The sequence below is a fragment of the Mucilaginibacter sp. BGA-UO-ETr-C110 genome (genome assembly GCF_059567985.1).
In genome coordinates, this window is sequence record NZ_JCAQPB010000002.1 from 1,778,734 (window position 1) to 1,799,639 (window position 20,906).

Here is a 20,906-nt window from a genome sequence, read left to right on the forward strand (position 1 = left end):
TTTTTTATCATAATGGTATAACTCCTAATGCTAATTTTAAAACTTTAAATTGATATACTGATTTTACTTACAATTTACTACTATTCGCTGCGTAAACTTTTTACCGGGTTGGCCATTGCCGCTTTAATGGATTGAAAGCTAATGGTCACAAAAGCGATCACTACAGCAATAACACCTGCCATTAAAAACACCCACCATTGTATACTGATACGGAAGGCGAAATCGAGCAGCCATTTACTCATGGCATACCAGGCAATAGGCAAAGCGATCACCGAAGCAATGAGTACCAATTTTAAAAAGTCTTTGGATAATTCAGTTACAATCTGAGGGATACTTGCACCCAATACTTTGCGTACTCCTATCTCTTTAACTCGTTGGGTAATGGTAAAGGCTGATAAACCGAACAATCCCAAACAAGCTATAAATATAGCAATGAAAGAAAATATGGTGAACAAGCTACCCTGTTGTTGTTCGCTATTGTATAATTTTTGAAACCGTTCATCCAAAAACGTATACTCAAATGGGTTCTCGGGTTGTAGTTTCAACCAGGCTTCCTGAATAGTGTTGATGGAAGAATTGATATTATTACCAGTAATCTTAATCGATAATCTACCGTAATTATCATGAGCAGGCATGCGGAATAACAAAGGGATAATACTTTGATGCAGCGACTCAAAATGAAAATCATTCACCACACCGATCACCTTACCTCTTACTCCACCATACGCCAGATCTTTTCCTATGGCATTTTCCGGGGTTTTCCAACCCAATGCTTTTACGGAAGCCACATTGATCACATAATTATTGCTGTCGGTACCAAACTCTCGCGAAAAATTACGTCCGGCAGCTATTTTCATACCAAAGGTGGGTATAAAACCATAATCTGCATTTACATATTTAACATCCGCTTTAACAGGCTGCGATTTGGCTCCTTCAAAAACAGATATTCCCTGATCATCCAATAACCGGCCGGATGGGATCCGCGATGAGCGCCCTACCTCTTTAACACCAGCGTTTTTCATCACCTCGTTTTTAAAGGTCTCAAATTGACTGGTAGAAAATGGGTTACTCATGGTGATGATGTGTTCCTTATCAAAACCAAGCGATTTTTGCTGAATATAGCTTAACTGCTGAAATACGATAGTTGTTGCAACTATTAACACAATGGAAACAGAGAATTGTATCACCACTAAAACCTTACGGAATGATACACCACCTGAACTTACTTTTAAGATCCCCTTTAAAACCTTTACGGGTTTAAAGGATGACATGAATAATGCCGGATAAATTCCGCTGAGGATACCCACAAAAAATGGTAATATAAACAGGCATATTAATAGTTTAGGATCATACAAACTGGTAATGCTTAGTCCCAGATTCGATAAACCATTTATAAACGGTATCAGTAACCAGGTAAGTACTAATGCCAGGATCAGTGAAAATGAAGTGATCAATACCGATTCGCTTAAAAATTGGGTGATGATTTCTTTTCGTTGTGCACCTATCACTTTCCGGATACCAATTTCACGTGCCCTTAATGCCGACCTTGCCGTTGATAAATTCATGTAATTAATACAGGCTATCAGCAGAATAAACAAAGCAATGGCCGAAAATATGTAAACCCGTTTAATATCACCATTGGTCTCGATCTCTGCATCCAGGTGTGAATGCAGATGTATATCCAATAGCTTTTGAATATGTAATTTGCTGTTTTTTGACTCCTGGTAATTACCAGGCTGCCCAGGAAAATGAACGTATTTATCTAAAAAGGCCGGGAATAATGATTCCATACGCTCCACATTGTAATTTGGCGGCAAAAGCATATAGGTATAAAAATCATTATTACCCCAATTAGTGTGTAATTGTTTATCGCCATATAATGTACTATCCTTTAAAGTAATAAAAGATAAAAGCATTTCGGGATGCAAGTGTGAGTTAGCCGGAAACGGCTTATAAATGCCGGTAACTTTAAAATTAAATTGATTATCAAGCCTGATCTCCTTATTTATAGGATCTTCATTGCCAAAGTATTTACGGGCCATGTCTTCCGTCATCATTACCGTAAAAGGGTCAGAAAGGGCTGTCGCCGCATCACCTTTAATTGTTTTTACGGTAAATACATTGACAAAATTTTCATCAGCGAAATAGGAACCATTTTCATTAAGTAACTTATCCTTATAACGCATGCTTACGATACCATTTCCCCGTAGCTGAGTTACCTTTTTAATATCAGAAAATTCATTTTTCAACAACGGGCCAAATGGCGGTGCTATTGATCCGAGGATAAGCGTTTGCACGCCGTCTGCAGTATTAAAGCTCCTGGTTACCCGATAAACATTATCAGCGTTGGTGTTAAATTTATCGTAGCTCAATTCATTTATGATATATATCAGGATAAGCATACAGCACGTTAAGCCAATGGTTAAACCAAAAATATTGATGAACGAGATAAATTTATGTCTTGTGATATTGCGTATAGCGCTCCGTAAATAATTCTTTAACATGCCTGTAAATATTAAATTCTAAAACCTGATATCCCCATCCCAACTACTTCTGTTATTGAAGGTTAAAATACGTACCAATTATATAAAATATTAACAATCAGGTAATTATACGAAAATTAATATTTCAACTGTTCGCAGGCGTAACAGTTGGTGTCCGGTTATGATACAGTAAAAAACAAAGAAGCCTGTCAGATTAATTTCCGACAGGCTTTTTATATGATTAATAGTTAATTAGTTCACATTCAGATTAACCCGGCCGTTCCCTCTCACCTCAACCAACGAACCGCCGCCATTCAATTTGCCTTTTACTCTTTCTTTTTCTTTAGTCCCATTAAAATTTCCTGTAAAATTGGTTTCAACCTTTTCACCCCGGAGATCCAGATCAACGCCCTGTTTCGATGGCAGATCCAGGTCGATATGTCCGGAGCTTACATCTATCTTAACATACTTACCTACGCTGTTAAACTGCGCGTGAAAACTCCCAGAGCTGGTTGATGCATCAAGAGCGCATGATAATTGGGTCAAGTTAATACTACCGCCGCTTGTACTGGTTATCAGTTCACCATTAATGCTGTTGCCATGAATACTGCCACCGCTTGTAGTAGCATCGATGTTGCCTTGCAGCCCTTCCAGTTGTAATGAACCTCCGGATGTTTCCAACCTGATGTGTCCAATGCAATTAGCCGCGCTGATACTTCCGCCACTTGTCTGCAAATCAATATCCTGACCTGAATTACTAATGTGGATACTGCCACCTGATGTTCTGCCATGTATAGTACCGGTTAACCTGTCCATATGCAGGCTTCCTCCGCTGGTTTCAAAGGTTTGTTTACCGGTTAAATTATCCAAGCTAATACTGCCTCCGCTGGTATTCAGATCAGTAGTTACCTGTTTAGGCACAAAAACTCTGAATGATATGTTCAGGGAGTTATTCCAGTTAAAGAAACCTTTACTTTTGGCTTTTGCTATAGCTTGTACTTCGCCATTATTAACAGTTACCTCCAGTGTGTAATTCTCCAAACGCTTTTTTATTTCATCGTTCGAGATATCATTGTTACCATTATTACCGCTGATATAAACCTCAACCCGTGGCTCCCCGCCACCCGCACCGGTAACACCAATACTACCGCCTGATGTTTTGACCAAAACCGATCTGATAGCAGATCCTGTTAACGATTTGGTCATATAGGGGGCCTGCCCGTTACGCTGAGCAAAGGCTACAAGGCTTTGACCGGCGACAAATAACAACAGTAAATATTTTTTCATGATTTTTTGTTTAATTCAATCTATAAGACCCACTTCAATAGATCTTGGTTGCATTGTATTAAAAATATATCTGGATCCGACTGTAATACAATTCAAAATCTGTTTACCCCTATTCGCTTCTTAAACTTTTTACCGGGTTGGCCAAAGCAGCTTTTAAAGATTTAAAACTGATAGTGAACAGGGCGATCAAAAAGGTTAAAACCGCGGCTAAAACAAATATCCACCAGTGTAATGTAGTACGGTAAGCAAAATTTTGCAACCATTTATTCATACAGTAATACCCAATTGGCATGGCGATAACCGTAGCCAGCAAAACAGGTTTTAGCAGATCTTTTGATAACAGCAGCAAAATATTCTGCACGGATGAGCCAAGTACTTTGCGTACACCTATTTCCCTGGTGCGTTTGGCCGCAGTAAATGAAGCTAAACCAAATAAACCCAAACAGGCAATAAATATGGCCAGACCAGAAAATATGCTCAGCATAGTTTGCTGCCTGATATCATTTTTATAAGTGGTATTGAATTGCTGATCCAAGAAACTGTACTCAAAAGGATAAACCGGCGCTACTTTGGTATATATTTCTTTAATGTTAGCGAGTGCTGCCGGTATATTACCCGTCTTTAACTTGATCACCACCACCCTTCGATCATCGTTTGGCGCGATCACCAGGGCATCCATGTTTTCTTTAAGCGATAGAAAATTAAAATCTTCTACCACACCCACGATGGTACGTGGCTTATCATCGCGCCCGTTATTTTTTATCCATTTACCCAAAGCTTGCTGTGGTGTGTAACCCAATTCTTTGGCTGCTGTGCGGTTAATCAGCGCCGCGTTAGTGGTATCGGTAGCAAATTGTGCAGAAAAATCTCTTCCGGCTATGATTTTTAAGCCTAATGTTTTTACATATTCAAAATCAGCAAATTCAGTTCTTGATCTAAACACGTCATGCTGTCCTTCGGCCGTAAATGTATGGGTATCAAAAAAGCCTCCTGGTTGCCCCGACATGAGGGATACAGATGATACAACACCAGAATTTTGAAGCTCGTCTTTAAACTGGCGCCGGTGATCGTAAATATCATTGTTATCTATGCTTACAATTACGGTTTGTTCTTTATCATACCCCAGCGACTTACTTTTGATATAATGCATCTGGTTCATGATAACAATAGTACCGATGATCAGTAATACAGAGATACTGAACTGCAATACCACTAAGGATTGCCTGAACAAGGTACCGCCTTTGCCCAACCTTAATTTTCCTTTTAATGCCTGAATAGGCGAAAACGCGGAAAGGAAAAATGCAGGATAACTGCCGGCTAAAAAACCAACAACTAATATTACCCCCAGCAGGAAAAGATAAATAGGTAGTTGATTCCATGAAACAGATAGTTTGTAACCTAATAACTGGTTATACCATGGCATCAGCATGAGCAGTACACCAATGGAAATAGCACATGAAATTAACGCCAATAAAATTGATTCGCCAATAAATTGTATAATTAAATGGTTGCGTAAAGCACCCATTACTTTTCGCATACCAACTTCTTTTGACCGTTCAACCGCCCGTATGGTTGATAGGTTCATGAAATTAATACACGCAATGAGCATGATAAGTACGGCAATGGATATAAAAATGAAAACCACTGTTTTATTACCATGCTTCACATTATCAAATGATGAGGCATCTTCAAAATAAATACCTTTCAATGGAGTAAGTTTCAAGTCAAACTTAGCGCCAAAACGTTGCATATCCTTGCTCATGTACTTATCCATAAACTGGGTGAAACGGCTTTCGAGCGCGGTTTTTGTGCTGTGCTCGTTCATCAAAATGTAAACAAACAAGCCATTATTAATCCAGGTATTAAAGCCTGCATCTTTAGTATAATTAGTTATCGGAAAAACAATATCAAAATCAAGGTGTGAGTTTGAAGGCACATCTTTTGCAATACCGGTAACTTTTAGTTGCAGGTTTTTATCTACCTGAATCACCTTGCCCATAGCACTCTCCATGCTGCCAAAATATTTTTTGGCGGTTGTTTCGGTAAGTACTACACTATTAGGATTTATCAGCGCGGTAGCAGCATCACCCTTGATAAGTGGAAATGAGAATAGTTTAAAAAAACCTGGATCTGTAGCATATACTTTTTGTTCGTTAAATGCTTTTTCGCCGAATGAAACCAAGTTATTTTGTGGCCTTACACGTACAGCCATTTTGATATCCTGAGGATAATCATTGATCAAGGCCGGGGCATACGGTCCGGAAAGATAAGCGGTACGGGGTTTTGCCGGATCGAACCCACGCATCACCCTGTAAATATTTTTGCCCTGTTTATGAAAACTATCCACACTAAATTCATTGGTGATATACAGGAATATCATCAGGCAAACGGTAATGCCCATGGTTAGTCCCAAGATATGGATAAGCGAAAACGCTTTATTTTTATAAAGATTTCGCCAGGCTATTTTGATGTAGTTTTTTAACATGATATTTTAAATTATAAGGGCCAAATCCTAATTTTTTAAACACGAAATTGTTATTCCTAAACCCGCTACTCGCTTTTTAAGCTCTTCGCAGGGTTTGCAGTGGCCGCCTTTACAGATTGTGTACCTACTGTTATAAAAGCTATTAATATCGCAGCAGCACCAGCTATCGTGAAGATCCACCATTGTATATCAATACGGTAAGCAAAGCCTTGCAACCATTTGCTCATACCAAACCAGGCTAAAGGCGAGGCTATAAGTGTGGCTACCAGTACCAGTTTCATCAGATCTTTTGACAACAGGGCAACAATACTGGTTACACTGGCGCCCAAAACTTTTCTGATCCCTATTTCTTTTACCCGCTGTTCGGCTGTAAAAGTTACCAGGCCAAGTAAACCAAGACATGCGATAAATACAGTTAATGCAGTAAATATGAGGAGTATACTACCCTGCTTCTGTTCTGATTGATATTGTTTGGCAAAATTCTGATCCAGGAAACGGAATTCCGCTTTGTTCTCTATATCAAACCGGCTATATACTTTACTGATATAGTTAAGTGTGGCTGGTATATTATTTTTACTTACACGTACGTATAAATTATCTTGATCGTTGGCGTTAGCTGGCATTCGCAATACCATAGGATCTACTTTATGCTGTAACGAATAAGTATTAAAATCCTTTACTACACCTATTATTTTTTGTGTTATAACCCTTCCCTGAGGATCAACACCCGTGCGTACCATTCTGCCTACCGCATCTCTCCAGCCCAGCTCATTTATCAGTGTTTGGTTTACGATGATCGATTCCGTTTGATCAGTAGCCATTGTTGGCAAAAAATTGCGCCCCTTAGCTATCCTGATCTGCATGGTGGGTATAAAATCCTCATCAATGATCAATTCTTCCACAATCTTTGATTCCGGGTTTATCTTGCCATCAGGACCCAGGTTAAAATCGCCCGAACTTATATAATTATTGCCTATGGGATTACCAGCAATACCAACACTTTCAATGGCAGGATTTTGCAACAACTGACTTTTTATAGCCGCTATTTTTGTTCGTACTGATTTATCACTGATGTGGAAAGTAAGTACCTGAGCTTTATTAAAACCAAGGTCTTTATTCATCATATAACGTAATTGCTGATATATAATACACGATCCGGCTATCATTACAATGGTGGTTACAAACTGAAACACCACTAATGATTTTCTGAATATGATGGTGGATGCCAGGCTACCAGTCTGACCTTTCATAGCTAGAATAGTACGAAAACCAGAGAGCAGCAAAGCTGGATATAGTCCGTTTAATATCCCGGTAATTAATGAAAACAACAGGAATGCGACAGTTGTTTTGGCTAAACCAAATTGCAGCAGCACCAGGTTTTTACCTGATAACTGATTAAAATAAGGCAGTACAAACTGTATCAATACACCAGCTAAAAGAGTCGCGATCATGGTAAGCATTATTGATTCAGCAAAAAACATGATCATCAGTTGTTTTTTACTGGAACCAATCACTTTACGCACCCCTATTTCTTTAACCCTGACAGATGAGCGTGCCGTAGTTAAATTTACATAATTAATAACCGCTATGGCCAGTATCAATAAGGCTACCATGCCAAATACATACACATAAGTAATATTGCCATTAGCACCTAACTCATAATCTAAATTAGAGTGGAGATGGATAGAGGTGAGCGGCTGCAATTCTATCTGGTAATGCATGGGCCCCATATCGCCTAATAAATATTTTTTCAAAAACGCATCAGAGCCCGCTTCTATCTTCCTGAAATCATGATGATCTTTTAGCAGCAGGTAAGTGTATAAGTTTGAGTTACCCCATCTATCCGTATAATTTGCAGGGAAGGATCGCAGAGCGGTAAAAGTAAAGTGCGAGTTTGCAGGTACATCATTTATTACGCCGGTAATTGTAGTGGGATTATTTTCTATAAATATGACTTTATCCAGGGCGTTTGAGGCATCACCAAATAATTTTTCGGCTAAAGTTTTGGTTAATACTACCGACTGTGGTTTTGATAAAGCGGTATTAGGATCGCCATATAAAAAATGGTAGCTAAAAACATTAAATATGGCATTATCGGTAAAACACATGCCATTTTCGTTCATCTGTTTATTTGCATACGTTATTTTACCACCACCTTCTGCATCAATGCGAATAGCTTCTTCAACTTCAGGATAATCCTTTTTTAGTGTCGGTGCAAAAGGTGCCGAAGTTACCGCGGCATTCATTTTACCACCACCCCAGCTGCCATGCTGTACTACCCGAAATATCCTATCTGCTTTCTCATTGTAACGGTCATAACTCCATTCATCAGCAACATATAGGGTAATTAACCAAAAAGTAGCTACACCAATTGCCAGCCCGCAAACATTAATAAGCGAAAAAACTTTGTGCTTTATGAGGTTTCTCCAGGCAGTTTTAAAGTAGTTTCTGAGCATTGGATAAATGGTTTAGAATATAGCAGTAAAATGCATACCAGTTTATTAACTCACTAATAGGCAAATACTTATAAAAAAATAGCTTTAATCAAGCGTACGTAACTGTAACAACAGCTGTACGAATATGATACAGTTTTTTGAGCAATAAGAAAAACATTTTCAATGCACCTTCCCTACTCGTTCTTTAAACTTTTTATTGGGTTGGTAAGCGCAGCCTTTATAGATTGAAAACTAACTGTAGCTAAAGCAATGATCATGGTTAACAAACCTGCCGCTATAAATACCCAAACCTGAATATGGATACGGTACGTATAATTTTGCAACCAAACATGCATACCATACCAAGCTATTGGCGACGCTATCAAAAATGATATAAGCACCAGCATTAAAAAGTCTTTGGATAATAAAGTGGTCAGGTGGGAAACCGATGCCCCCAATACTTTGCGTACACTAATCTCTTTTTGACGATTTTGGGCCATATAAGCCGCTAAGCCAAATAAACCCAGGCATGATATAAATATGGTTAAGCCGGCAAACAAGCTTGCCAGTGTGCTGGTACGCCTTTCATCATTGAATTTCCGGGCGTATTCATCATCGGCAAAGTGATATTCAAAGGGATATTCCGAATTGTACTTTTTAAATACCCCTTCGGCCCGTTTCAGGTTCTCGGCGGTAGTATTAGTAGGGTTTAATTTATAATGTACTACGTTAAACCAGGATTTTGGGCCCTGTACAAGCATTGGTCGAACCGGCTCATAAGGTGATTCGATAATAAAATCCTTAATCACGCCTATAATATGCCAGGTATGGTTATCGCCAGTTTTTACGATCTGACCTATTGGATTTTTAAAGCCCATAACTTTGGCGGATGCTTCGTTCAGCAGCATAGCAGTTGAGTCGGTTGGATAAGTGGCAACATCGATATCCCGGCCGGCTACAACTTTCAATCCCATTGTTTTTACAAAATCCCCATCGGTATTGTAAACAATAAAATCAATTTTCTGACTTTGATCTTTCCCTTTCCAATCGAATCCCCAACTATCGCTCCACCGCTGGGTAATGGGCGAGCTGGTTTTGGTTACCGAAGTTGCTGCCCCGCTACTGATCAACTCGCTTCTGATCATTTTATAATTCTTCTCAATGCTGCCCATCATCATGGTATACACCAGGTTGTCTTTTTTGTAACCCAGCTCACGATCCTGCGCATACTGCATTTGGTTGCGGACAATAATGGTACAAATGATGAGTACAATGGCAAAAGTAAACTGTAGAACCACCAGTAACTTACGCGGAGTAACCAAAGCATTTGCCGCCTTGAACGTGCCCTTTAATACACTTACCGGCTTAAAGGATGATAAATAAAAAGCGGGATAACTGCCGGCTATAGAACCAGTTAACACTACAAACAACAGGAATACAAACCAAAACCCAACATCGCCAAACGGTATAAATAACTGCTTATCGGTTAATTGATTAAAGCCCGACAGACTAATTTGCACTATAATAAGCCCCACTACCCCGGCAATAAAAGCCAGCAATATGGATTCGCCGAGGAACTGACCTATAAGTGAGCCTTTTTGAGCGCCTACTACTTTGCGTATGCCTACCTCCCGGGCGCGGCGTTCACTACGTGCCGTACTCAGGTTCATGAAGTTGATACAGGCAATAAGCAAAATGAACATAGCAATTACCCCAAATAACTTTACTGTGTTGATACGGCCGCCCACTACTTTGCCGTTTTCAAACTCTGAGTATAGCCGCCATTTACTTGCGGGGTGCATAAATACATCATCGTCTTTTTGGTCGGAGTGTGATCTGGTTATATTTAACACCTGTTTATTTAAGGTTGTTTCAGAAACATTAGGTTTAGCCAGCACCCAGGTTTGTACAGAATTATTACCCCAGTTTTTCTCATCACCACCTTGTGTTTTTACAAAATAACTCCAGGGGATCAGGTATTCAAAATCGAACCGGGTATTGTTGGGCAATGCCTTTAATACCCCGGTAACAGTAAAATTGTCAACGCTATCAATCCGGACAACTTTGCCTATGGCATCATCGTTACCAAATAGTTTTTTGGAAAGCTTTTCGGTTATAACTATAGAATGAATGGTATTTAACGCCGTTTTAGCACTTCCTTTGATCAATGGAAAACTGAACATGGTCAGGAAACCCGGATCGGTAAAATAGCCGGGGATGTTCAAATGTTTGTCGGCGACAGTAAACAGAAAATTGGCCGATGTTGTACGTGCGGTTTCCTCTACGCCGGGATATTCTTGTTTTAAAGTTTGTCCCATTACGGTAGGCGTTGTTGACCAGCACCACAGTTTGCCATCAAAAACCGCCCGGTTATAAGCCAGGTACAGCCGCGATTTATTGGTATGGAACTGGTCGTAACTCACCTCGTTCTGGATCCAGAATAAAATAAGTGCGGCGCTCGCCATACCTATCGCCAAACCGGCAATGTTTATCAGCGAAAATGATTTGTGACGCAATAAATTCCGCCAGGCTATTTTTATAAAGTTTTTGATCATAATTGTTTTAAACTTAAATACTAATTAATCTTGTTATTCACTTCGCAAGCTTTTTACCGGATTTGCTATCGCGGCTTTAATAGCCTGGAAACTAACTGTCGCGAACGCGATGATAAGCGCAAGCACAGTGGCAATAACAAATACCCACCAACTGACACCAATGCGATAAGCAAAATCCTGTAGCCAAACATGCATGCACCACCAGGCTACCGGAAACGCAATAAATGATGATAGAAGCACAAGTTGTAAAAAATCTATTGATAACATATTTACGATACCAGATACTGAAGCACCTAATATTTTGCGGATCCCAATTTCCTGGGTACGCTGTAACGTACTGTATGATGCTAAGCCGAATAACCCCATACATGAAATACATATAGCCAACATAGCAAAATACAGAAAGAGATTACCGAAATTAACCTGCACTGCGTATTGTTTATTAAATGTATCATCAACAAACGCATAGTTAAAGGAGCGCTCAGGTACCAGTGTTTTCCATCTGTGTTGAATAGCAGCTATAGTTGCAGGAATATTGTTTGATTTAATTTTTAAAGTAAACGTGCTGGTGAGTCCCGGACTAATGCGCATGTTTAAAGGTTGTACAGATTCCTGTAACGATTGATAATGAAAATCTTTTACTACACCAATGATTTTACCTGTACGTTCGTCTTGCGAGAAATTCCGACCAATAGCTTCCGCAGGGCTGCGGTATCCAAGGATTTTAGCCGCTGTTTCATTAATTACTATAGACTGTGTGGCATCGGTACCAAACGCTTTTGAGAATATGCGCCCGGCAGCCAGCTTCATTTCAAATTGCGGAATGAAATCATAATCAACCTCGAACAAATTAATAACCATATGTTGCATAGCCCCTGCTTTATTCTCTATTTGGGAGTCACGGTTGCTATGACCATACCCAGGTATACCTCTGGATGCCGTGGCAGATTCCACATTAGGGATCTTTTTTAGTTCGCTCTTTATTAATTCCGAACGATTTTGCACTGCTGTATCCCGAGAAAAATCAATGGTAAGCATTTGATTTTTCTGAAAACCAAGTGGCTGGCTACGCATATAATTTAGCTGGTTATAAACTATTATGGTACCTATAATCAACACCATAGATATAGTAAACTGAGTAACTACTAAGCCCTTGCGTAATAAAATACCGCTGCTTGATTTGCTGAACTTCCCTTTTAAGGTAGTTATAGGTTTGAAACCAGAAAGCACTAATGCCGGATACAAACCCGCTATAACCCCAATACAACAGGATACTATAAAAAGTTGCAACAAATAACCATTTGAAAAAATACTAGTACTGATCTGTTTACCTGATAACTGATTAAAAAACGGCAATAATAAATAGCTGAATAAGACCGATAACAAAAAAGCGATCAAACATATAATAAACGACTCGCTTAAAAACTGGATGATCAATTGCTTCCTTGCTGCGCCAATTACTTTACGGATACCCACTTCTTTAGCTCTTTCTGTGGCTCTTGCAGTTGTTAAATTGATAAAGTTAATGCAGGCTATCAGCATGATAAATGCAGCGATAAGTGAAAATATTTTAACATTATGCAAATCGCCCGTTTCTGGCGCCCTCCTTTTTGCATCCATATAAACATCCTTTAAAGGCTGCATTGAAAAGTCATAACCGGCTCCCTCCTTTTTGTCAGACTGAGTATAGTGTCTGTTTGCAAAAGCGGGTAGCAAACCTTCTAATTGGTGATAATTGTACCCTTTGGGCAATACGATATAAGTAGAGCATCCCAGATCTGTCCAATTGTCCATACTTGGATACAGTACTTCGCGTGTTGCAAAGGAAATCGCCATATCAAATTGAAAATGTGAGTTTAAGGGTACATCTTTTATAACAGCGGTGACTAACGCAGGGACTTTACTATTAAGAAGTAATGATTTGCCGATGGGATTGATATCGCCAAAATACTTCCGAGCCATGGTTTGTGTTACTACTACTGTATACGGAGCTTTAAAACCATTTTTTACATCGCCTTTTACAACGGGCAAAGTAAAAACGGAAAACAAAGAAGGATCGGCATAGATCAGGTTATCTTCCTGAAATTTTGATTCTCTGTACTGCACCAAAAAATGTGCGCCAGAAATTCGCGTATTAGCTTTTACTTGCGGATAATCCTGTTGTAGTGCGGGGCCCATTTGAATAAATGAGCTCCCGGTATAAATTATGGAATTAGGATGTTTTATATCGGTTGAGACCCGATAGATCTGATCAGCTTTTTCATTAAAGCTATCATAACTCAGCTCGAACTTTACATTTATATAGATTAGGAAACAAGCTGTCAGACCCACTGCCAGGCCGATAATATTTATTATCGAAAACCCTTTATGTCTCCAAAGACTTCTAACCGCTATTTTGATGTAGTTTCTGAACATAGGTCTTAATTTAAGTCTATTATTCTACTCATTCTTTAAACTCTCAACCGGATTGGCAATTGCAGCCTTGATCGATTGAAAACTTATGGTGATAACAGCGATAAACAGAGCGGCCAAACCAGCCAGCACCAAAACCCACCACTGGATATTTATCCGGTAAGCAAAACCTTGTAACCATTTGTTCATCAGGTACCAGGCTATAGGCGAAGCTATTAAAAATGATACCAAAACTGGCCTTAAAAAATCTTTGGTTAATAACCTGGTAATTCCAGATACGCCTGCTCCAAGCACTTTGCGGATGCCGATCTCTTTTGTCCGTTGCTCTGCAATAAAGGCTGCTAATCCAAACAATCCAAGGCATGCTACCAATATCGCCAGCAATGAAAATACAGTTGCAGTTTGGGCCGTGTGCTGTTCAGAAGCGTATAAACTTTGAATATGGCTGTCCAGAAATTCGTAATCAAAGCTTGAGTTCGGCATATCAGTTTTAAAACTAACTTGTAACTGCTGCATAAAACGCGGCAGGTCTTTAGTATTATACCTGATAAGCAGAGTTGTTAACGATTCCGGGGCTTTATTCATTTCATAATATATATAGCCTCCTATCTCGGTCTTAAGCGATTTATAATTGAAATCCTTCACCACGCCGCTAACTATAGATTTGTCCAACATCTCCGTGCCGATCTGTTTTCCAACAGCGTCCTGAGGCGATTTGAAGCCAAGATATCTCATAACAGCCTCATTGATCAATACATAACAAGTGCTATCCCCCTCAGCCAGTTTTTGCGGGAGTGAATTGCCCGCAAGCAGTTTTAACTGCATGGTTTTCACAATCGAACCATCGGTATGGCAGGTTTTTACAGGCATACCCTCTTTGTCGGTGGCCAGTTTTCGAACACTTCTACCACTCTCTACATCACCAGGAATAGATTGCACTGCCGAAAAGCTTTCAACAGCAGCCATGGCTCGCAACCCATTCATGAATGCTGTCATCTGCTGTTTATTTTGCGCTGATTTTATATTAACCGCGACCACACCATTGGGATTATAACCAAGATCCCGGTTTCTGATATATCGGATCTGTTGAAGTATAACAATAACAGAGATGATGAGAATAATAGACGACGCGAACTGAAATATCACCAGAGCCCGACGGATGAGATCGGCAAAAGAGTGCTTTAATTTCAATTTATTCATTAACACCAACGGTGAAATGCGCGACATAGAAAATGCAGGATAACTGCCGGCAACCAATGTCACAAAAATCCAGGTTGAGAATAAACCCAGCAAAATCGGCGGCTCTAAAAATGCCGATGTACTCAACTCAATACCGGTAATATTTTGAAACATTGGTTTTACAGCGAAAGCAAACAAATAGCCTATAATAATAGCAATAAGTGAGAGCAAGGCAGTTTCAGTATAAAACAGCATCAACAAATTACTGTTATTGGCTCCTAAAACTTTATTAACGCCTATCCCCTTAGCGCGTTTTTGCGAGCGTGCAGTAGCCAGGTTCATGTAGTTGATACAAGCAATTATCAATACCAGCAGTGATAAAAACATCAACGCTTTTACCGTACTGATACTACCAATTCTGCCAGAGTAACCTTCACGTATATCAGCCGAATAAAGATGAATATCAGCCAGGGGCTGGAATATAAAATTGGTAAAATATTTATTATCCTTTGCTACATTCTTATCAATAAGTCCACTAGCAGATGCTTGTGCCTTCGCGACATCTACACCGGGCTGTAGCAGGCAATAGGTTTCGTAACTGGCGTTGCTCCAGTATACATTCTTCCCCATCCATGAATCCATAATATTATAGATCATATCACAGTCGATGGTACTGTTAACCGGTAAATCGGCGTAAACACCAGAAACATGCAGCGTATCGCGATTATTTACATAAATTATTTTTCCGAAAGCTGGCTCAGTTCCATATAACCTTTGTTTGGCCGATTGTGAAAGCACAATGGATTTTGGCTGGGAAAAAGCATTTTGTGCATTACCCTCAACAAACTTCATATCGAAAAGGTTAAAGACCGTCGAATCAGCCAGGTATAAGCCTTTTTCGGCAAAATTTTTATCTCCTGTTTTCAGTGATACCGACGCGCCAAAATCATGTTTGATAAGGCGGGTCATATTTTTAACCTGGGGAATACTTTGAACAATGGCCGGACCGACGGAATTAGGTATCTCTGCCCAAACTTTGTAGTTGTATTTGGCGGTCGTTTGCATATTCACCCGATAAATATTTTTAGAGTTTTTGTACATGCGATCAAAACTCAGTTCGGAGGAAATGCAAGCAAATAATGTAATACAAACGCACATACCTATTGCCAGCCCGACAATATTAAGTGAAGTGAAAAGTTTATTGGCAATAAGGTTTCGCCAGGCTATTTTTATAAAGTTTTTGATCATAATAATTGAAATTCTAATTTCTAAACTCTAAATCGCTTTCTGCTTTCAACTCCCTTACTCGTTCTTCAAACTCTCAACGGGATTAGCAATTGCAGCTTTGATCGATTGAAAACTTACCGTAACAACCGCTATAAACAGAGCCGCTATACCAGCCAGCACCAAAACCCACCACTGGATATTTATCCGGTAGGCAAAATCCTGTAGCCATTTATTCATCAGGTACCAGGCTATGGGCGAGGCAATCAAAATAGAAATGAATACCAGCTTAATAAAGTCTTTAGATAGCATGCCCGCAATAGCCGACACACTGGCACCCAATACCTTACGTATCCCTATCTCTTTGGTGCGTTGCTCGGCGGCGTAGGCAGCCAGACCAAATAAACCCAGGCAGGCAATGATAATGGCCAGCGAAGTAAATACAATAAATATCTGGCCTGTACGTCGTTCTGTGCCGTAAGAGGCATCAAACTCCTGATCCATAAACGAGTAATTGATCTGTACATTTGGTGATAATTCCTTCCACCTATCTTTTATTTGGGATAACAGGGCAGGCAGGTTTTTAGTATCAACCTTAATACTCAAAGCACCTGTATTTTCTGCCAGTGTCATCACCACCGGACCTATGCTTTCGCGCAGGGAATTAAAATTAAAGTCTTTTACAATCCCCACTACGTGGCATTTCTTTACATTATCCAGCGTATTTTTGCCTCCCTGGCTTTTATACAGGATTTTATTGACATCATTAAATCCCAGGAACTTAGCAGCCGACTCATTAAGTATAATGCCCGCGGAATCTGTAGGCATATCTTTGGAGAAGCTGCGCCCTGCCACTATCTTCATGTCAAGTGTTTTTACATAATCCTCATCAATTTCCCAGCTTTGCGGGAACAGGGATTTTTTTTGATCGAGGGTGGCGTCTTTATAGTAGATCGCCGTGCTTTTCCAGTTGGAAGTAGGCAGAAAACCCGTCATGGTGGCACTGATAACACCCGGAATTTCTTTAACTTCTTGCTTAAATATTTTAGCCTGTTTGTTAAGCTCAAAAACGTTTTGAATAATAAGTACCTGGTTACGGTTATAACCTAAATTTTTTGTCTGGATATAATTTAACTGGTTATATATCACCAGTGTACCAATGATCAGGAAAATAGATATGGAGAATTGAAAAACTACAAGGAAACTCCTGAGCCTGCTACCTTTAAACCCAGCGGCTAATTTGCCTTTTAAAACATCAACCGGTTGAAAAGCCGACAGGTAAAAAGCCGGATATGAACCCGCTATTGCCCCAACAAATAAGGATATGAATAATAATGCGGGAACTATCCATACCAACGACTCGCGGTTAATGACCAGTTCTTTACCGGATAGCTGGTTGAACAACGGTAATAAAAACAAAGCTACTATAAATGCCAGTAAGGTAGCTACAAACGTAACCAATACAGATTCAGTTAAGAATTGAGCGATCAGTTGCTTACGGTCGGAGCCTAAAACCTTACGTACCCCAACCTCACGGGCCCTGTTTGACGAGCGCGCTGTGGAAAGGTTCATGAAGTTTACACAGGCTATTAAAAGAATAAAAATGGCTATTGCCGAAAATATGTAAATATACTGCGTAGTGCCATTGGGGCCTAACTCACCGCTCAGGCTCGATTTTAAATGGATATCTGTTAGCGGAATGAGGTTCATCCTGAAGAAGCTGCCGCTTTTTTCAAAAGCATCAATGCTCATGTTTAGTTGTGCCTGCATTTGCGCACCGCTGAATTTCTTTAACAGTTCCGGAAAGCTGGCTTCCAGTTTTTTGGCGTCAGAGGGGGCTTTTAATAAAACATAGGTATTATAATCACTCCTTAACCATTCATTGGAACGGCTATCAGGCCAGGTAGGCATCGACAGGAAGAAATCAAAATTGAAATGTGATTGTTTAGGCACATCACGAATAACACCGGTTATTTTAAATGGCGTATTATCATTTAACACCAGTGTTTTACCAACAACATTAATGCTGTTGAAATATTTTTTGGCTGTAGTTTCGGTAATTACAACACTATTAGGTTCTGCAAGGGCCGATGCCGGGCTCCCGTTGATCATCGGTAAGGTAAAAACATCAAACAATGAAGGATCGGCATAAACCAGCCGGTTCTCCAGTATATTGGAATTGCCTTTTTTAACATGCCAGCTGCCGGCATTCTTTAAGCGGACAGCATTTTCAACGTAAGGATAATCTGCTTTTAAGGTTTTAGCCAACGGTGGCATACATACCGCATACTGTACGCTGTTATCGCCCAGTTTAAGGTCTTCATTAATCCGGTATATCCTATTGGCCTTGGTATTATATCTGTCGTAGCTTAATTCATCAATTACATACAGCACGATGAGCAGGCAGGTTGCCAGCCCTAAAGCCAGGCCCAGGATATTGATGGTGGTAAACCCTTTGTTTTTTTGAAGACCGCGGAAAGCTGTTTTTATATAATTCTTGATCATTTACGTAAGCGTTAAATATTAACTATTATAAAACACCATTTCCCCTTCTTTAAAACCGGCTGTTTATCCCACGTTTCTTTAAATTTAAAGGATATTGAACTATACCGCTGGCGGTAAGTAAAAAACTCAAGCTACCCCCTCCTAATCAGGAGAGGATAGCGAGGCACTTACTAACTTATATAAACTATTTTCTTTTTGGGAGATGTTTTGGTTTAAACCATGATATTCTCCATTACGCTCTGGCCATCCAACAAGCGGATGATACGGTGACTATAACGGGCATCATGCTCAGAGTGCGTAACCATAATAATGGTGGTTCCTTGTTCGTTCAGGTCGGTTAGCAGTTCCATAACATCATTACCGTTGCTGCTGTCCAGGTTACCGGTGGGCTCATCCGCCAGTATCAGTTTGGGTTTGTTAACTACCGCGCGGGCAATGGCCACACGCTGTTGCTGACCACCTGATAACTGTTGCGGGTAGTGGTTGCGGCGGTGCATGATCTGCATTTTATCCAATACCTCTTCTACCCTTTTTACCCTTTCGGCCGATGCTACACCGGTGTATATCAAAGGCAGTTCAACGTTTTCAAATACGGTAAGCTCATCGATCAGGTTAAAGCTCTGGAATACGAAGCCGATGTTATGCTTGCGCAGATCGGCACGTTTACGCTCGGTAAAATGGGCTACCTCAATATCGTTAAAAACATAGCTGCCTGCATCCGGATCATCCAGCATCCCCAGTATGTTAAGCAATGTTGATTTGCCACAACCAGAGGGGCCCATGATGGCCACAAATTCGCCGGTAGCAATTTCAATCGATAGCTTATTTAAAGCTATGGTCTCTACCTCTTCGGTACGGTAGAATTTTTCGAGATTAGTAATTTTTATCATTTGTGCCTCCTGGATCATCCCCGCCATGTGGCGGGTAGAATATTTTTTATGTTTCGTTAAGTTTATTTTTTTATATATGATGTTTTATAGCTGCTTTTCGTTGCAGTTTTGTCAATTTATTTTTTCAGTACCAGCTCCTGTATGTCGCCATAAGTTTCATAGCTTGAGGTAATTACCTTATCGCCTGGGTTTAGGCCGGTTACAACAAAGTAATCCGGGCTTGTCAGGCCAACTTGTATATCAACTTTATAAGCACGCTTACCATCTTCGCTTACTTTAAATATCCAGTTACCACCGGTTTGCTGGTAAAAACCGCCCTTAGGGAGTAATACGGCTATTCTCTCTTCACTCAATGCCAATCTTACCTGTAAGGTTTGCCCTTTCCGAATACCTTTTGGCACCTCACCAACAAACTGCATATCAACCTGGAACCTTCCGGCAGTTATCGTAGTAAAAACCTTTTTGATCACCAGATTATAAGTTTTATCAGCAAACTGAAAATCGCCTTTTAAACCGGTATATACACGTGAAAGATAATGTTCGTCAATATCAACCCTTGCCTTAAATCCCGACTGAACATCTATCTGTCCGAGGTGCTCACCTTGTTTCTTATTTTGTCCAACTTCTGCATCCATTGAGGTTAGCTGGCCATCAACAGGCGCTCTCAAAACCAAACTGGCCACTTTTTTACGCATCAGCTCCAATGTTGTTTTCATGTGCGCATATTGTTCCTGTGATTGCGAAGCCTGTTGCTTAACCAGTGCCGTATCCTGTACTAATATTTGTCTGGCTAATTTATAACGGTTAACCTGATAGTCGTACATATTTTTATCAGATTGATATTGTTGTAAACCAATGGCTTTTTGATCATAAAGATGCTTGTCGAGTTTATAAACCCTTTCGGCTTCTTTATAAGCGTTCTCTACATCGGCCATGGTATTTAATTTGGTGATGGTATTTTGCTGCGCGTTGTTATGCGATATCTGCATTTGGGTTTGCTCGGCATATACAGCAGTTTCCTGGTTGGCCAGGCTCAACTCCAGATCGGTATTGGACAGTTTTAAAATCGGATCGCCTTTTTTCAGGTTGGCGCCATCCTCAACAAATTTCTCTTCAACAACACCGCCCTCGGTAGCATCAAGATAAATAGTGGTCAGTGGCATTACCACACCATTAACCGGGATAAACTCCTGGAACGGGCCTTTGGTGATAGTGCTGATGGTTATGCGTTCGGTATCAACATCCAGTTTACTTTTACCCGATGTAAAATAAATACTGCCGCCAACTAATAAAATAATGCCTGTTATGCCCGCAATTGTTAGTATCCGTTTATTGTTCCAGGTCTTTTTTTCAATTTTTCTGTCCACTGTAGTTTATTATATTTTGATAAGTCATAACAAAAAGATATGCCACAAATTAAATTACTGTATTTCAACACATTAAACTACAAA

At 40.0% G+C, this 20,906-nt stretch carries 10 protein-coding genes; all 10 read right to left on the reverse strand.

Going from position 1 to position 20,906, the window contains the following annotated elements; genetic code table 11:
• Positions 1-80: 80 nt before the first annotated feature.
• Positions 81-2,504, reverse strand: coding sequence for an ABC transporter permease (locus AC57BQ_RS08495; protein WP_496405857.1), 2,424 nt, complete (start codon positions 2,502-2,504; stop codon positions 81-83).
• A gap of 231 nt (positions 2,505-2,735) precedes the next feature.
• On the reverse strand, positions 2,736-3,770 hold the full coding sequence (locus AC57BQ_RS08500; protein WP_496405858.1) for a DUF4097 family beta strand repeat-containing protein: 1,035 nt from the start codon (positions 3,768-3,770) through the stop codon (positions 2,736-2,738).
• A 109-nt stretch (positions 3,771-3,879) separates the two neighbouring features.
• On the reverse strand, positions 3,880-6,255 hold the full coding sequence (locus AC57BQ_RS08505; protein WP_496405859.1) for an ABC transporter permease: 2,376 nt from the start codon (positions 6,253-6,255) through the stop codon (positions 3,880-3,882).
• A gap of 65 nt (positions 6,256-6,320) precedes the next feature.
• The gene (locus AC57BQ_RS08510; RefSeq protein WP_496405860.1) at positions 6,321-8,711 is read right to left on the reverse strand and encodes an ABC transporter permease; all 2,391 of its coding nucleotides are present in this window, start codon (positions 8,709-8,711) and stop codon (positions 6,321-6,323) included.
• 173 nt (positions 8,712-8,884) lie between these two features.
• Positions 8,885-11,245 carry an ABC transporter permease gene (locus AC57BQ_RS08515; RefSeq protein ID WP_496405861.1) on the reverse strand — a complete coding sequence of 787 codons (2,361 nt, stop codon included), beginning with the start codon at positions 11,243-11,245 and terminating at the stop codon, positions 8,885-8,887.
• 33 nt (positions 11,246-11,278) lie between these two features.
• Positions 11,279-13,660 (reverse strand): ABC transporter permease, encoded by a 2,382-nt coding sequence (locus AC57BQ_RS08520; RefSeq protein WP_496405862.1) that lies wholly within the window; start codon positions 13,658-13,660, stop codon positions 11,279-11,281.
• 24 nt (positions 13,661-13,684) lie between these two features.
• Positions 13,685-16,084, reverse strand: a complete 2,400-nt coding sequence (locus tag AC57BQ_RS08525; RefSeq protein ID WP_496405863.1) for an ABC transporter permease — start codon at positions 16,082-16,084, stop codon at positions 13,685-13,687.
• Positions 16,085-16,138: 54 nt separating this feature from the next.
• Positions 16,139-18,565, reverse strand: coding sequence for an ABC transporter permease (locus tag AC57BQ_RS08530; protein WP_496405864.1), 2,427 nt, complete (start codon positions 18,563-18,565; stop codon positions 16,139-16,141).
• Positions 18,566-18,777: 212 nt separating this feature from the next.
• Positions 18,778-19,455 carry an ABC transporter ATP-binding protein gene (locus AC57BQ_RS08535; RefSeq protein WP_076373372.1) on the reverse strand — a complete coding sequence of 226 codons (678 nt, stop codon included), beginning with the start codon at positions 19,453-19,455 and terminating at the stop codon, positions 18,778-18,780.
• A 116-nt stretch (positions 19,456-19,571) separates the two neighbouring features.
• On the reverse strand, positions 19,572-20,822 hold the full coding sequence (locus AC57BQ_RS08540; protein WP_496405865.1) for an efflux RND transporter periplasmic adaptor subunit: 1,251 nt from the start codon (positions 20,820-20,822) through the stop codon (positions 19,572-19,574).
• Between the last annotated feature and the right edge of the window lie 84 nt (positions 20,823-20,906).

Coding starts and splice junctions, on each gene's coding strand:
- AC57BQ_RS08495 (WP_496405857.1), bottom strand. CDS start 2,504: ATGTTAAAGAATTATTTACGGAGCGCTATACGCAATATCACAAGACAT.
- AC57BQ_RS08500 (WP_496405858.1), bottom strand. CDS start 3,770: ATGAAAAAATATTTACTGTTGTTATTTGTCGCCGGTCAAAGCCTTGTA.
- AC57BQ_RS08505 (WP_496405859.1), bottom strand. CDS start 6,255: ATGTTAAAAAACTACATCAAAATAGCCTGGCGAAATCTTTATAAAAAT.
- AC57BQ_RS08510 (WP_496405860.1), bottom strand. CDS start 8,711: ATGCTCAGAAACTACTTTAAAACTGCCTGGAGAAACCTCATAAAGCAC.
- AC57BQ_RS08515 (WP_496405861.1), bottom strand. CDS start 11,245: ATGATCAAAAACTTTATAAAAATAGCCTGGCGGAATTTATTGCGTCAC.
- AC57BQ_RS08520 (WP_496405862.1), bottom strand. CDS start 13,660: ATGTTCAGAAACTACATCAAAATAGCGGTTAGAAGTCTTTGGAGACAT.
- AC57BQ_RS08525 (WP_496405863.1), bottom strand. CDS start 16,084: ATGATCAAAAACTTTATAAAAATAGCCTGGCGAAACCTTATTGCCAAT.
- AC57BQ_RS08530 (WP_496405864.1), bottom strand. CDS start 18,565: ATGATCAAGAATTATATAAAAACAGCTTTCCGCGGTCTTCAAAAAAAC.
- AC57BQ_RS08535 (WP_076373372.1), bottom strand. CDS start 19,455: ATGATAAAAATTACTAATCTCGAAAAATTCTACCGTACCGAAGAGGTA.